The sequence below is a fragment of the Streptococcus mitis genome (assembly GCF_001579045.1).
Taxonomy (GTDB): domain Bacteria; phylum Bacillota; class Bacilli; order Lactobacillales; family Streptococcaceae; genus Streptococcus; species Streptococcus mitis_D.
In genome coordinates this window covers 375,836-389,168 of the sequence record NZ_KQ970263.1, presented here as the reverse complement: position 1 = coordinate 389,168, position 13,333 = coordinate 375,836, and the positions used below count along the sequence as shown (strand labels likewise).

Here is a 13,333-nt window from a genome sequence, read left to right as displayed (position 1 = left end):
TAGGAAAATATGATATAATTAAACGTTGAAAGGTATCTGTTAAGATAATATTCAAACTACAATAAGGAGTAAGAAAGAAAATGAAGAAAATTGTATTTGCCAGCGCCTTAGCCTTGACCTTGGCAGGAGCAGTTTTGACAACTGATGTTTTTGCGAATGACAGATTGGTGGCAACGCAATCTGCTGATGGTAATGTATTGACTTCAGAGGTGCTAAAACCTTCTAGTGGCAATGTTTTGGTTGGAATCAAAGGAGAATTTGTGGCTCCTCATCAACAATCTATTTTGGATGCCATTAATGCTATTCGTAAAGAAGCAGCGGATGAAGGTTTGGTAGATAAGTATGTCCCTATTAAATGGTCAACTGACCTAGAAAAGGCAGCTTTTGCCAGAGCTACAGAAGCATCTATAACCATGGATCATACTCGTCTTTCTAGCAAAGAGCTTTGGAGTGCCTTTCCAACTTCTAATAGTATAATGGGAGAAAATTTGGCATGGAATCATGACGGTTTTCTAAAAGCTATTGAACAATGGCGTTCTGAAAAGGCAGATTATGTGAAGAAAAAAAATAGTGGTTCAGACAATGGGAAATCTGGTCACTATGAGTCGCTAATTAACCCTAAATTTACACACATGGGGATGGCAGCTTTTAAAAATCCTAATAATCAATACAAAGCTATTACAATTGCTCAAACTCTAGGTGATGATGCTTCTTCAGAGGAATTGGCTGGTGGATATGGTTCTGCTGTTCAGTATACAGAAGTGACTGCCTCAAACCTTTCAACAGTTAAAACTAAAGCTACGGTTGTAGAAAAACCACTGAAAGATTTTAGAGCGTCTACGTCTGATCAGTCTGGCTGGGTGGAATCCAATGGCAAATGGTATTTTTATGAGTCTGGTGATGTGAAGACAGGCTGGGTAAAAACAGGTGGTAAATGGTACTACTTGAATGATTTAGGTGTCATGCAGACTGGATTTGTAGAAGTTGATGGAGCATGGTATTTCCTTGATAGTTCTGGCGCGATGTTTACAGGCTGGGGAACAGATGGTAGTAGATGGTTCTACTTTGATGGTTCAGGAGCTATGAAGACAGGCTGGTACCAGGAAAATGGTACTTGGTATTATCTTGATCAATCAGGTATCATGAAGACAGGTTGGTTTAAAGTTGGTCAATACTGGTACTATGCATATGGTTCAGGAGCTTTGGCTGTGAACACAACAACACCAGATGGTTATAATGTAAATGGCAATGGTGAATGGGTAAACTAGGCTGAAAATAGCAAGTCATAGGTACAGTATTCATCTTACTTAACAAAAAGAATGAATGATAAGAAAGAGGTTGATGGCGAACATTGACCTCTTTTTGTTAGAATAGAGGCTTCAAGTTGTCTGGCTTGACTTTCTTGATGGAAATTATATAATAGATGTAATAATTAAAGTTACAACTGCAGAGGGAAATATTTATGACATATGAATACAAGAGTCACATTTATTTAGCAGAGGCAGTTTTATACTCTGCGAAAATCTCTTCAAACCACGTCAACGTCGTCTTGCCGTATATATGGTTACTGACTTCGTCAGTTCTATCCACAACCTCAAAACGGTGTTTTGAGCTGACTTCGTCAGTTCTATCTGCAACCTCAAAACAATGTTTTAAGCTGACTTCGTCAGTCTTATCTACAACCTCAAAACAGTGTTTTGAGCATCCTGCGGCTAGTTTCCTAGTTTGCTCTTTGATTTTCATTGAGTATTAAAAGCATCTCGTAATCGGGATACTTTTTTCTCCTTGGTTTATCATTCTTCTCCTTGACACTCGGTCAGCATTTGATACAATAGTACAAAATTAGAGGAGGTGGGCTATGATTCAGAAGTATGCGATTCCTATTTTAGAGTTCGATGATAATCCTCAGGCGGTTATCATGCCTAATCACGAGGGGCTGGACTTGCACTTGCCCAAGAAGTGTGTCTATGCATTTTTAGGTGAGGAGATTGACCGCTATGCGAGGGAAGTAGGGGCGGGCTGTGTCGGCGAATTCGTTTCTGCCACCAAGACCTATCCAGTCTACATCATCAACTACAAGGGTGAGAAGATTTGTCTGACTCAAGCGCCTGTTGGTTCTGCTCCAGCGGCCCAGTTTATGGATTGGTTGATTGGATATGGTGTGGAGCAGATTATTTCCACTGGAACCTGTGGTGTGCTGGCTGATATAGAAGAAAATGCCTTTCTAGTCCCTGTTCGCGCTCTGCGAGATGAAGGGGCTAGTTATCACTATGTGGCACCTTCTCGTTATATGGAAATTCAGCCAGAGGCTATTGCTGCCATTGAGCGAGTGTTGGAAGCCAGAGGGATTCCCTATGAAGAAGTCATGACTTGGTCCACAGACGGTTTTTACCGAGAAACGGCTGAAAAGGTGGCTTATCGTAAGGAAGAAGGCTGTGTTGTTGTGGAGATGGAGTGTTCTGCGCTTGCGGCAGTAGCTCAATTGCGTGGGGTTCTCTGGGGAGAATTGTTGTTCACAGCTGATTCCTTAGCAGACTTGGACCAGTACGATAGTCGTGACTGGGGTTCAGAAGCTTTCGAGAAGGCCTTGGAACTCTGCCTTGAGATTGCCTTTCATATCTAGCTCCTCTCCTACTTTTTATGGTACAATGGATGTATGTTATTCAAATTATTTGTGAAAAAAATTGAAAGAGCCTTGGGTGGACTTTCGCCAGCTCGTCGGATTTTTCTGAGTTTCGCTGGAGTTATTTTTATAGGCTCTCTTCTTTTGAGTTTGCCTTTTGTCCAGGCGAGTGGTTCTCAGGCCACTTATTTTGACCATCTTTTTACGACGGTGTCCATGGTCTGTGTGACTGGCCTTTTTACGCAACCAGTGGCTACGACCTATAATGTCTGGGGGCAGTTGATTTGTATGCTCTTGATACAGATTGGTGGTCTGGGGCTCATGACTTTTATCGGGGTCTTTTATATTCAGGGGAAGCAAAAACTTAGTCTTCGCAGCCGTGAAACCATACAGGAGAGTTTTAGTTACGGGGAGACTCGGTCGCTGAGAGCTTTTATACGGTCTATCTTTTTAACGACTTTTCTGGTAGAGGGTTTGGGTGCCTTTCTGTTAAGTTTCCGTTTTATTCCTGAGTTTGGCTGGGGACGAGGCATTTTTACCTCTATCTTTTTAGCCATTTCAGCCTTTTGTAATGCTGGTTTTGATAATTTCGGCAGTAGCAGTTTAGTGGCTTTTCAGACGGATCCCTTGATCAATCTGGTCATTGCTGGTTTGATTATCACAGGTGGTCTGGGATTTATGGTCTGGTTTGACTTGGCAACTCAGTTTGATAAGAAGAAAAAACGCCGTCTGCGTTTCCACACCAAACTGGTCCTCTTCTTGACTGCAGGGATCTTGCTGTTTGGGACAGTATCCACACTCTTTACGGAGTGGCACAATTCTGGAACCATTGGAAATCTCAGTGTTCCAGAGAAAGTGCTGGTTAGCTTTTTCCAAACTGTCAGCATGAGAACAGCTGGCTTTGCCTCTATTGACTACACTCAAGCTCGGCCTGTAACCCTGTTTATCTATATCCTACAGATGTTTCTGGGTGGAGCACCTGGAGGGACGGCTGGGGGTCTTAAGATTACGACTTTCTTTGTCTTGTTGGTCTTTGCGCGTAGTGAATTGCTGGGTTTACCTCATGCCAATGTTGCGCAGAGAACCATTGAGGCTCGAACAGTCCAAAAATCTTTTAGTGTCTTCATTATCTTTTTGATGACCTTCTTGTTGGGCTTGATGTTGTTGGGAATTACAGCAGAAGGAACACCGCGATTTATTTACCTCATGTTTGAGACCATTTCAGCTCTTGCGACAGTTGGGGTAACGGCAAATCTGACGCCAGAATTGGGCAAGCTAGCTCTTAGCATTGTCATGGTGCTCATGTTTATTGGCCGTATCGGTCCCTTGACCTTGCTGGTTAGTCTAGCGGATTACCAGCCTGATAAGAAAGATTTGATTCAGTATATGAAAGCAGATATTAGTATTGGATAAGAAAGGAAGAACGATGTCAGATCGTACGATTGGAATTTTAGGTTTGGGGATTTTTGGGAGTAGTGTCCTGACGGCCCTCGCCAAGCAAGATATGAATATCATTGCTATTGATGACCACGCTGAGCACATCAATCAATTTGAGCCTGTTTTGGCGCGTGGAGTTGTTGGAGATATCACAGATGAGGAACTCCTCAGAACTGCGGGAATTGATACCTGTGATACAGTTGTAGTGGCAACAGGGGAAAATCTGGAGTCGAGTGTACTTGCAGTTATGCATTGTAAGAGTTTGGGGGTACCAAGGGTTATTGCCAAGGTCAAAAGCCAGACAGCCAAGAAGGTGCTAGAAAAAATCGGTGCTGACTCGGTGATTTCACCTGAGTATGAAATGGGGCAGTCACTAGCGCAGACCATTCTCTTTCATAACAATGTCGATGTTTTTCAGCTGGATAAAAATGTGTCTATCGTGGAGATGAAAATTCCGAGTGTTTGGGCAGGTCAAAGCCTGAGCCAGCTAGATTTACGTGGCAAATATAACCTCAATGTCCTAGGATTTCGTGAACAAGAAAATTCACCACTGGATGTCCAGTTTGGTCCTAATGACCTCTTGAAAGCAGATGCCTATATCTTGGCGGTCATTAACAACCAGTATCTAGATGACTTGGCAGAATTAAATTCGTAAGGAGGGTGATCCCCTCTTTTTTGATGTTCAAAATAGCAAATAGAGATAGCAACTCTTGTATTCTAGTAAAAGTCCTTCAAAAGCTGGACTTTATGGTAGAATAGAAAGAAGTGACGAGAGAGAGTAATACTCTTCGAAAATCTCTTCAAACCACGTCAACGTCGCCTTGCCGTATAGATGTTACTGACTTCGTCAGTTCTATCCACAACCTCAAAACCGTGTTTTGAGCTGACTTCGTCAGTCTTATCTACAACCTCAAAACCGTGTTTTGAGCTGACTTCGTCAGTTCTATCTGCAACCTCAAAGCAGTGCTTTGAGCAACCTGCGGCTAGTTTCCTAGTTTGCTCTTTGATTTTCATTGAGTATAAGAAAAAATCAGTCCCCTAAAGGAGTAGATCATGAAGTTATTGTCTATCGCCATCCCTAGCTATAATGCCTCTGCCTATCTTCACTACTGTGTGGAGTCGCTAGTGATTGGTGGTGAGCAAGTTGAGATTTTGATTATCAATGATGGGTCTCAGGACCAGACTCAGGAAATCGCTGAGCGTTTAGCCAGCAAGTATCCTAACATCGTTAGAGCCATCTATCAGGAAAATAAAGGCCATGGCGGTGCGGTCAATCGTGGCTTGGCGGAGGCTTCTGGACGCTATTTTAAAGTAGTGGATAGTGATGACTGGGTAGATCCTCGTGCCTATTTAAAAATTCTTGAAACCTTGCAGGAACTTGAGAGCAAGGGTCAAGAGGTTGACGCCTTTGTGACTAATTTTGTCTATGAAAAGGAAGGCCAGTCTCGTAAGAAGAGTATGAGTTATGAGTCAGTCTTGCCTGTCCAACAGATTTTTGGCTGGGATCAGATCGGAAATTTCTCCAAAGGCCAGTATATCATGATGCACTCGCTAATTTACCGGACAGATTTGTTGCGAGTGAGCCAGTTCCAATTGCCTGAGCATACTTTTTATGTCGATAATCTCTTTGTCTTTACCCCCCTTCAGCAGGTCAAGACCATGTACTATCTGCCTGTCGATTTCTATCGTTACTTGATTGGGCGTGAGGACCAGTCTGTCAATGAGCAAGTGATGATTAAGCGCATTGACCAGCAACTCAAGGTCAATCGACTCTTGGTAGACCAGCTTGATTTATCTAAAGTAAGCCACCCCAAAATGCGAGAATATCTGCTGAATCACATTGAAATCACGACGGTGATTTCCAGTGCCCTGCTTAACCGAGCAGGCACAGCAGAGCATCTTGCCAAAAAACGGGAGCTGTGGACCTATATTCAGCAGGAAAATCCAGAGGTTTTTCAGGCTATCCGCAAAACCATGCTCAGCCGTTTGACCAAACATTCAGTCTTACCAGCTCGCAAACTTTCCAATGTTGTCTATCAAATCACCAAGTCTGTTTATGGATTTAATTAATATAAGTATTTTATAAGAGGGATTTAAGAAAAATTTTAACTTTTTCTTAATCCTTTTTAATTTTAGGAGATTATACTAGAGTCATCAAATAAAGAAAAACTCTAAGGAGAATCCTATGAAATTCAATCCAAATCAAAGATATACTCGTTGGTCTATTCGCCGTCTTAGTGTCGGTGTTGCCTCAGTTGTTGTGGCCAGTGGCTTCTTTGTCCTAGTTGGTCAGCCAAGTTCTGTACGTGCCGATGTGGTCAATCCGACTCCTGCTCAAGTTGTGCCAGATGCTACTTCGGTGAGTGAAAAGAGTGACTTACCAGTAGAGGTTCTCAAGAAAGCAGTTGATGTAGCTCTTCCTTCAGAACAGGTAGACTCAACACCTAAAGCAAGCTTGGAAGCTACAAACTCTCCAGAAAAAGTGAATGTAGCTGATAAAGACCAAGTGGTAGCTCCAAAAGAAGAAGTGCAAGCAAAACCAGAATCTAAGAAAGAAACAGAAGATGCACTTAAACCTGCGACAAATCCTGCGCCTACAGTTTCTGGACAAGACCGTGAAGCAAGTGAAGCGCAGCCAGCAACCACTCCAGCTGAAGTGCAAAAAGGTGTAGCCGACAATACCAAAGATACCGTAGACGTTCCAGCTACTTACTTGGATAAGGCCAACTTCCCTGGGCCATTCACAGCTGGTGTCAACCAAGTCATTCCATACGAATTCTTCGCTGGTGACGGTATGTTAACCCGCCTTATCTTGAAGGCTTCAGACAAAGCCCCATGGTCAGACAATGGTTCAGCTAAAAACCCCGCTCTTCCACCAGTAGAAAATTTAGGCAAAGGCCTTTACTTCTATGAAGTAGATTTGGCTGGCACTCAAGGTAAATCTGATAAAGAGCTACTTGACCTCTTGAAACAAAATGGCACTCAAAGCTATAAAGCAACTATCAAAGTGTACGGTGCTAAAGATGGTAAGGCCGATTTAAGCAACCTCGTAGCGACTAAGGATTTGGATGTCAATTTGAACGGCTTGACTACTCCAGCTGAAGTCCAAAAAGGCGTGGCCGACAATACCAAAGACACAGTAGATGTTCCAGCTACTTACTTGGACAAAGCTAACTTCCCTGGTCCATTCACAGCCGGTGTTAACCAAGTTATCCCATATGAATTCTTCGCAGGTGACGGTATGTTGACTCGCCTTATCTTGAAAGCTTCAGACAAGGCTCCGTGGTCAGACAATGGTTCAGCTAAAAACCCCGCTCTCCCACCAGTAGAAAAATTGGGCAAAGGCCTTTACTTCTATGAAGTGGATTTGGCCGGTACTCAAGGCAAATCTGACAAAGAACTGCTTGACCTCTTGAAACAAAATGGCACTCAAAGCTATAAAGCAACTATCAAAGTGTATGGTGCGAAAGACGGCAAGGCCGATTTAAGCAATCTAGTAGCGACTAAGGATTTGACAGTAAACTTGAATGGACATCAGTCTCTTACTCAGATGCAATCAGGCTTCGTCCCATCTTCTAATGGTTCAGCTATGTCGGCTCCAATGATGAATAGTCATCAAGATGCGTCTAAGATGAACGCTCAAATGCCACGTGCCAATCAAGATGAGATGAAATCTAAAATGCCAGCTACTAGTCAGGATAAGATGATGCCTAGCAAAGAGCAGGACAAAACCATGAATGCTAGCCAGCCTATGGCAACACCAGGCATGAAACAAGATCAAGCAGCCTCAAGCAAAATGTCTGATGAAGGCAAGATGGCATCTACTAACAAGGTGTCAAGTCCAATGATGGCTGATCAAATGAAAGACCAAAAAGGCATGCTTCCATATACTGGTGAAGCTCAAACATCAATGGCTACCCTTGGATTCTTTGGACTCGCCTTGGCAGGACTATTAGGTGGTATCGGTTTGAAAGCTAAAAAAGAGGAAAATGACTAGTCTAGCTACAGACTTTCTATCTAGGATTTGAAAAATCCAGATATCGTTTAGAATGTTCGTAAAGAGATTAAAATAGTGTTATACTATTGTGGTATAGCACTGTTTTTTTCAAAGGAGAGACAGATGGGAAAGACAATTTTACTCGTTGACGACGAGGTAGAAATCACAGATATTCATCAACGTTATCTGGTTCAGGCAGGATATCAGGTTTTGGTGGCCCATGATGGGGTAGAGGCCTTGGAAATCTTCAAGAGAAAACCAATTGATTTGATTATTACAGATATCATGATGCCTCGGATGGATGGTTATGATTTGATTAGTGAGGTTCAGTATCAATCTCCAGATCAGCCTTTTCTCTTTATCACGGCTAAGACTAGCGAGCAGGACAAGATTTATGGCCTGAGCTTGGGGGCAGACGACTTTATTGCCAAGCCCTTTAGCCCTCGTGAGCTGGTTTTGCGTGTCCACAATATCTTGCGTCGCCTTCATCGTGGAGGTGAGACAGAGGTCGTCAGTCTCGGGGATTTACGGATGAATCACGGTAGTCATGAGGGCCAAGTCGGAGATGTGGCGCTTGATTTGACCGTCAAATCCTTCGAACTTCTATGGCTTTTAGCCAGCAATCCAGAGCGAGTTTTTTCTAAGACAGACCTCTATGAAAAGGTCTGGCAAGAAGACTATGTGGATGACACTAATACCTTGAATGTTCATATTCATGCTCTGCGACAGGAGTTGGCTAAACATGCTAGTGCAGAAACGCCGACCATCAAAACTGTTTGGGGCTTGGGCTACAAAATTGAGAAAGCACGAGGTAGTTAATGAAATTAAAAAGTTATATTTTAGTGGGGTATGCCACTTCAACACTCCTAACGATTATCGTGGTTTTTTGGGCCATCCAGCGAATGTTAATTGAGCAAAGAGAAATTTATTTCCTGATTGGCATGACTTTAATCGCAAGTTTTGTCGGTGCTGGGATTAGTCTCTTTCTCCTATCGCCTGTCTTTACATCATTGGCCAAACTTAAGGAACATGCCAAGCGAGTAGCGGACAAGGACTTCCCTGCAAATCTGGAGGTTCAAGGACCTGCAGAATTTCAGCAATTAGGCCAAGCTTTCAATGAAATGTCCCATGATTTGCAGGCGACCTTTGATTCATTAGAAGAAAGCGAACGAGAAAAGGGATTGATGATTGCTCAGCTATCGCATGATATCAAGACCCCCATCACTTCGATCCAAGCGACGGTAGAAGGGATTTTGGACGGGGTTATCAAGGAAGGAGAACAAGCCCATTATCTAGCAACCATTGGACGCCAGACAGAAAGACTCAATAAACTGGTTGAAGAATTGAATTTTTTGACGCTAAACACAGCTAGAAATCAGGCGGAAACTGCCAGCAAGGACAGTATTTTTCTGGACCAGCTCTTGATTGAGTGCATGAGTGAATTTCAATTCTTGATTGAGCAGGAGGAACGAGATGTCCATTTGCAGGTAATCCCAGAGTCTGCCCGGATTGAAGGAGATTATGCCAAACTTTCTCGTATCTTGGTGAATCTGGTCAATAACGCTTTTAAATACTCAGCACCAGGAACCAAGCTGGAAGTGGTAGCTAAGCTGGAAAATAACCAGCTTTCAATCAGTGTGACCGATGAAGGACAAGGGATTGCCCCAGAGGATTTGGAGAATATTTTCAAACGCCTTTATCGTGTAGAAACTTCTCGTAACATGAAAACAGGTGGTCATGGTCTTGGTCTTGCGATTGCGCGTGAATTGGCCCATCAATTGGGTGGGGAAATCACAGTTACTAGCCAGTACGGCCTAGGAAGCACCTTTACCCTCGTTCTCGATCTCTCTGGAAATGAAAATAAAGCTTAGTAACCCCTTTACAAATCCAGACATTCATGGTAAAATGGATTTTGTGTGAAATATCAGCAGGAAAGCATGAAGCTCGTCAACAGGTGTCTTATGATAAGTAACCTTGGCTGTTTAGGCGAAGGGCATCTGCACGAATCAGGGCTTTCTAAGTGACTATTTCCACCGAAATATTATTTATATCAGGAGGACATTCACATGTCACGTTATACAGGACCATCTTGGAAACAAGCTCGTCGCCTTGGCCTTTCACTTACAGGTACAGGTAAAGAATTGGCACGTCGTAACTACGTACCAGGACAACACGGACCAAACAACCGTTCTAAATTGTCAGAATACGGTTTGCAATTAGCTGAAAAACAAAAACTTCGTTTCACTTACGGTGTAGGTGAAAAACAATTCCGTAACTTGTTCGTACAAGCTACAAAAATCAAAGGCGGAATCCTAGGTTTCAACTTCATGCTTCTTTTGGAACGTCGTTTGGATAACGTTGTTTACCGTCTTGGTCTTGCGACTACTCGTCGTCAAGCTCGTCAATTCGTAAACCACGGTCACATCCTTGTTGACGGAAAACGCGTTGATATCCCATCATACCGCGTAACTCCAGGTCAAGTGATCTCAGTTCGTGAGAAATCATTGAAAGTTCCAGCTATCCTTGAAGCAGTAGAAGCTACTCTTGGACGTCCAGCATTCGTATCATTCGACGCTGAAAAATTGGAAGGTTCATTGACTCGCTTGCCAGAACGCGACGAAATCAACCCAGAAATCAACGAAGCACTTGTCGTTGAATTCTACAACAAGATGTTGTAATATTTTATTAAATAAGACAGGCTTTAGAGCCTTGATATTAAGCACTTTGGGACGTTTTCCCGTAGTGCTTTTTTTGATTTTTTGAAAGTTCTATAATGAAGTTAGCCACACAGCTCTCCTAAAAATTATATGGTTCAACTAGCTGATAGCTAGTCCTCGATTTCATTTGATAAGAGGCTTGATACTGTTAGGCTGGCGAGACAAGGCTAAGATTAGTCTTGGTTTAGCTGACAAAACTGCTTCAAGGGTTCCTCTTGCCAAATGAAAGCTCTTCTAGGCATAAGAAAACACCTCTGCGTTATACTTGTTGTTCAACCACAAACACAAGAAAGGCACAGAGATGCAAAATCATTATACTACAAAAGGCAAACATTTGACAATCGATAGCCGTCGCTTAATCGAACGATGGAAAAAAGCGATGGAAAAAAGAAGGAAATCAAATAGAGAAATTGCCTCTCTACTTGGAAAAGTTCCTCAAACTATCCACACTGAAATCAAGCGCGGGACAATTCTACAAAATGTGTTGGAAAAGGGCGCTTCAAAGAGGTTTATTCTGCCGACTATGCTCAACAGTCTTATGAAAACAATCGCAAGCGCTCGGTCAAGAAATCAAGATTGAACAAGGAGCTGAAGGAAAAGATTCTCCACTATCATAACCAAAAATTTTCGCCTGAAATGATGGTGATGGCTAAAGGGGTTAACGTGGGGATTTCAACCATTTACTATTGGATCCATCATGGAAAATGGGGGTTAAGCAAACAGGATCTGCTTTATCCTAGAAAAGGAAAATCTGTTAAGAAACAAGCTAGCACCAATTTTAAACCTGCTGGTCAATCCATCGAACAGCGTCCTGAAGTTATCAATCTGCGATTGGGAAATGGGCATTATGAGATTGATACGGTTCCACTTACAAGAGCGAAAAACTACTGCTTGCTTGTCTTGACGGACCGAAAGAGTAGACATCAGATTATCCGATTGATTCCAAATAAAAGCGCTGAGGCGGTCAATCAGGCTCTAAAACTTATCTTAAAACAACACAAGATTCTATCCATTACGGCAGATAATGGTACAGAATTTAACCGCTTGTCTGATGTGCTTTCTAAGGAACATATCTATTATGCACACCCCTATGCCTCTTGGGAAAGGGGAACTAATGAGAATCACAACAGGCTCATTCGTAGATGGTTACCTAAGGGAACTAAGAAAACGACTCCCAAAGAAGTCGCATTCATCGAAAATTGGATTAATAACTATCCTAAAAAATGCTTGAACTACAAGTCACCTAGAGAAGACTTCTTGATGGCTAACTTGAACTTGAAATTTGGCATCTTACTTTTAATAAAATGAAAACCGCGGGATCTCTCATCAATTCTAGGCAAAACTAGAAGGTTAGAGGATCTTATCCGCCCGATCCACCATAAAGAGTGAGATAGTCATCAAAATATCGACGAGTAAGAGGGCAGCTACAGCTGGCACCCAAGAGTGGAACAGGTCAAAACTGTAACCAAAGAGGGTCGGCCCAAAGGCTGCTAGGATATAGCCTCCTGTTTGAGAAAGGCCAGATAATTGGGCTGTCTTTTCAGGGGCGCTTGTCTTGAGTGAAAAGTTGACCATGAGATAGGGGAAGAGGGCGCTGGTTGCGGTTCCGATGAGGAGATGGATGGCAAGCCAGTAAAAGAAATTACTAACAGGGAAAAAGAGCATGGAAATGCCGACCACACCAGCCAGTGAAACCAGAGTGAGCATAAGCTGACGGTTGCGAGTTGACAAGCTGGTTGTCAGGCTTGGGATGGTCATTGAAAAAGGAATGCTAATCAGAGAGAAGATAGAGGTCAGCAAGCCCGCTTCGTGACTGGATAGGCCTGCGTGGATAGCCATAGTAGGTAGCCAGGTCATAGCGGTGTAAAAGAGCAAGGATTGAAAACCTGCAAAGACAATCACTGCCCAGACCTGTTTATTATGCATGACCTTTGCTTTGCTTTTTTGTTTAGTTTGTGGAGCCAGTCTGTGATTATAGCGGTGATTAGGCAGCCAGACCAAAAAAGTTGCTAGACAAAGCAGGGTGAGGAGGATGATAAGTCCTTTCCAAGAACTGGCTTGTGTAATAGGCACAGCCAGATAGGAAGCAAGAGCCGTCGCAATCCCCATAGAGGTTACATATAAGGTGGTCAGAAAACCAATCTTCTTTGGTTGATTGGCTTGGATGAGACTAGGAAGCAACACATTGATGACTGCGATACTTGCCCCAACCATCAAGGTTCCTAGATAGAGGAGAGGCAGATTGATTAGTCGAATCAGAGAACCGATAGTCAAGAAGAAGAGGCTGTAGGTAAAGAGATGTTCTAAGCCAATTTTTTGAGCCAGTCGGGTAGAAAATAGGGAGAAGAGGGTAAACATAAGGAGAGGAAGGCTGGTCAAGACACCAAGCGAACTAACTTCGACTCCCAGCCCTTGCGAAATATCTCCCAAAATAATGGGTAAAACAGTAAATGGAGTCCGCAAGGAAACACCAATCAGGATAATACCTGGAACAAAAAAGAGTGATTGCTTTTTCATATAATACCTCTCCTAGCTGATTTTAATAACAGCTTATTTTAA

Annotated in this window: 12 protein-coding genes and 2 pseudogenes; 11 read left to right on the top strand and 3 right to left on the bottom strand. The window is 42.8% G+C overall.

The window, feature by feature from the left end; genetic code table 11:
• Nucleotides 1-80: 80 nt before the first annotated feature.
• Both SMIDD28_RS08130 and SMIDD28_RS12575 read left to right on the top strand, forming a co-directional pair.
• Nucleotides 81-1,085 (top strand): annotated as a pseudogene (locus SMIDD28_RS08130) (CAP domain-containing protein); the annotation flags it as partial.
• A complete protein-coding gene (locus SMIDD28_RS12575; RefSeq protein ID WP_416069026.1) occupies nt 1,083-1,268 on the top strand; it encodes a hypothetical protein in 186 nt (61 codons plus the stop codon). The pseudogene SMIDD28_RS08130 and the gene SMIDD28_RS12575, both read left to right, overlap by 3 nt.
• Nucleotides 1,269-1,488: 220 nt before the next feature.
• Here the strand turns inward: SMIDD28_RS12575 and SMIDD28_RS12275 are convergent, their stop codons facing one another.
• Nucleotides 1,489-1,743 (bottom strand): hypothetical protein, encoded by a 255-nt coding sequence (locus SMIDD28_RS12275; RefSeq protein WP_061425541.1) that lies wholly within the window; start codon nt 1,741-1,743, stop codon nt 1,489-1,491.
• Nucleotides 1,744-1,858: 115 nt separating this feature from the next.
• On the opposite strand from SMIDD28_RS12275, the gene SMIDD28_RS08120 reads away from it, so the two are divergent.
• Genes SMIDD28_RS08120 through SMIDD28_RS08110 form a run of 3 tightly spaced genes read left to right on the top strand, consistent with a single transcriptional unit; the run spans nt 1,859 to nt 4,715 of the window.
• Entirely contained in the window at nt 1,859-2,623 is a 765-nt protein-coding gene (locus SMIDD28_RS08120; RefSeq protein WP_061425540.1) for a nucleoside phosphorylase, read from the top strand.
• Between the two features lie 33 nt (nt 2,624-2,656).
• Nucleotides 2,657-4,036: a TrkH family potassium uptake protein gene (locus tag SMIDD28_RS08115; RefSeq protein ID WP_061425539.1), complete on the top strand. Its 1,380-nt coding sequence runs from the start codon at nt 2,657-2,659 to the stop codon at nt 4,034-4,036.
• 13 nt (nt 4,037-4,049) lie between these two features.
• On the top strand, nt 4,050-4,715 hold the full coding sequence (locus tag SMIDD28_RS08110) for a potassium channel family protein (RefSeq protein WP_001283905.1): 666 nt from the start codon (nt 4,050-4,052) through the stop codon (nt 4,713-4,715).
• 155 nt (nt 4,716-4,870) lie between these two features.
• Here SMIDD28_RS08110 and SMIDD28_RS12270 read toward each other — a convergent pair whose 3' ends face one another.
• Nucleotides 4,871-5,074 carry a hypothetical protein gene (locus SMIDD28_RS12270; protein ID WP_061425538.1) on the bottom strand — a complete coding sequence of 68 codons (204 nt, stop codon included), beginning with the start codon at nt 5,072-5,074 and terminating at the stop codon, nt 4,871-4,873.
• Nucleotides 5,075-5,113: 39 nt separating this feature from the next.
• On the opposite strand from SMIDD28_RS12270, the gene SMIDD28_RS08100 reads away from it, so the two are divergent.
• From SMIDD28_RS08100 to SMIDD28_RS11295, 6 genes and pseudogenes are all read left to right on the top strand, one after another.
• Nucleotides 5,114-6,130 (top strand): glycosyltransferase family 2 protein, encoded by a 1,017-nt coding sequence (locus SMIDD28_RS08100; protein WP_061425537.1) that lies wholly within the window; start codon nt 5,114-5,116, stop codon nt 6,128-6,130.
• Between the two features lie 115 nt (nt 6,131-6,245).
• Nucleotides 6,246-8,057, top strand: coding sequence for an SSURE domain-containing protein (locus tag SMIDD28_RS08095; RefSeq protein ID WP_061425536.1), 1,812 nt, complete (start codon nt 6,246-6,248; stop codon nt 8,055-8,057).
• A 123-nt stretch (nt 8,058-8,180) separates the two neighbouring features.
• A complete protein-coding gene (locus SMIDD28_RS08090; protein WP_061425535.1) occupies nt 8,181-8,876 on the top strand; it encodes a response regulator transcription factor in 696 nt (231 codons plus the stop codon).
• Nucleotides 8,876-9,928, top strand: coding sequence for a sensor histidine kinase (locus SMIDD28_RS08085; RefSeq protein WP_061425534.1), 1,053 nt, complete (start codon nt 8,876-8,878; stop codon nt 9,926-9,928). Before SMIDD28_RS08090 ends, SMIDD28_RS08085 begins: the two co-directional genes overlap by 1 nt.
• 195 nt (nt 9,929-10,123) lie before the next feature.
• Nucleotides 10,124-10,735 (top strand): 30S ribosomal protein S4, encoded by a 612-nt coding sequence (gene rpsD, locus SMIDD28_RS08080; RefSeq protein ID WP_000092756.1) that lies wholly within the window; start codon nt 10,124-10,126, stop codon nt 10,733-10,735.
• Nucleotides 10,736-11,075: 340 nt separating this feature from the next.
• A pseudogene (locus SMIDD28_RS11295) lies at nt 11,076-12,082 on the top strand (IS30 family transposase).
• A gap of 42 nt (nt 12,083-12,124) precedes the next feature.
• Here the strand turns inward: SMIDD28_RS11295 and SMIDD28_RS08060 are convergent.
• Nucleotides 12,125-13,291, bottom strand: a complete 1,167-nt coding sequence (locus SMIDD28_RS08060; RefSeq protein WP_061425533.1) for a CynX/NimT family MFS transporter — start codon at nt 13,289-13,291, stop codon at nt 12,125-12,127.
• Nucleotides 13,292-13,333: the final 42 nt, after the last annotated feature.

Excerpts from the sequence above, each read along its gene's own strand:
- SMIDD28_RS12270 (WP_061425538.1), bottom strand. The coding sequence starts at position 5,074 with ATGAAAATCAAAGAGCAAACTAGGAAACTAGCCGCAGGTTGCTCAAAG.
- SMIDD28_RS08110 (WP_001283905.1), top strand. The coding sequence starts at position 4,050 with ATGTCAGATCGTACGATTGGAATTTTAGGTTTGGGGATTTTTGGGAGT.
- SMIDD28_RS08115 (WP_061425539.1), top strand. The coding sequence starts at position 2,657 with ATGTTATTCAAATTATTTGTGAAAAAAATTGAAAGAGCCTTGGGTGGA.
- SMIDD28_RS12575 (WP_416069026.1), top strand. The coding sequence starts at position 1,083 with ATGAAGACAGGCTGGTACCAGGAAAATGGTACTTGGTATTATCTTGAT.
- rpsD (WP_000092756.1), top strand. The coding sequence starts at position 10,124 with ATGTCACGTTATACAGGACCATCTTGGAAACAAGCTCGTCGCCTTGGC.
- SMIDD28_RS08085 (WP_061425534.1), top strand. The coding sequence starts at position 8,876 with ATGAAATTAAAAAGTTATATTTTAGTGGGGTATGCCACTTCAACACTC.
- SMIDD28_RS08100 (WP_061425537.1), top strand. The coding sequence starts at position 5,114 with ATGAAGTTATTGTCTATCGCCATCCCTAGCTATAATGCCTCTGCCTAT.
- SMIDD28_RS08120 (WP_061425540.1), top strand. The coding sequence starts at position 1,859 with ATGATTCAGAAGTATGCGATTCCTATTTTAGAGTTCGATGATAATCCT.
- SMIDD28_RS08060 (WP_061425533.1), bottom strand. The coding sequence starts at position 13,291 with ATGAAAAAGCAATCACTCTTTTTTGTTCCAGGTATTATCCTGATTGGT.
- SMIDD28_RS08090 (WP_061425535.1), top strand. The coding sequence starts at position 8,181 with ATGGGAAAGACAATTTTACTCGTTGACGACGAGGTAGAAATCACAGAT.
- SMIDD28_RS08095 (WP_061425536.1), top strand. The coding sequence starts at position 6,246 with ATGAAATTCAATCCAAATCAAAGATATACTCGTTGGTCTATTCGCCGT.
- SMIDD28_RS12275 (WP_061425541.1), bottom strand. The coding sequence starts at position 1,743 with ATGAAAATCAAAGAGCAAACTAGGAAACTAGCCGCAGGATGCTCAAAA.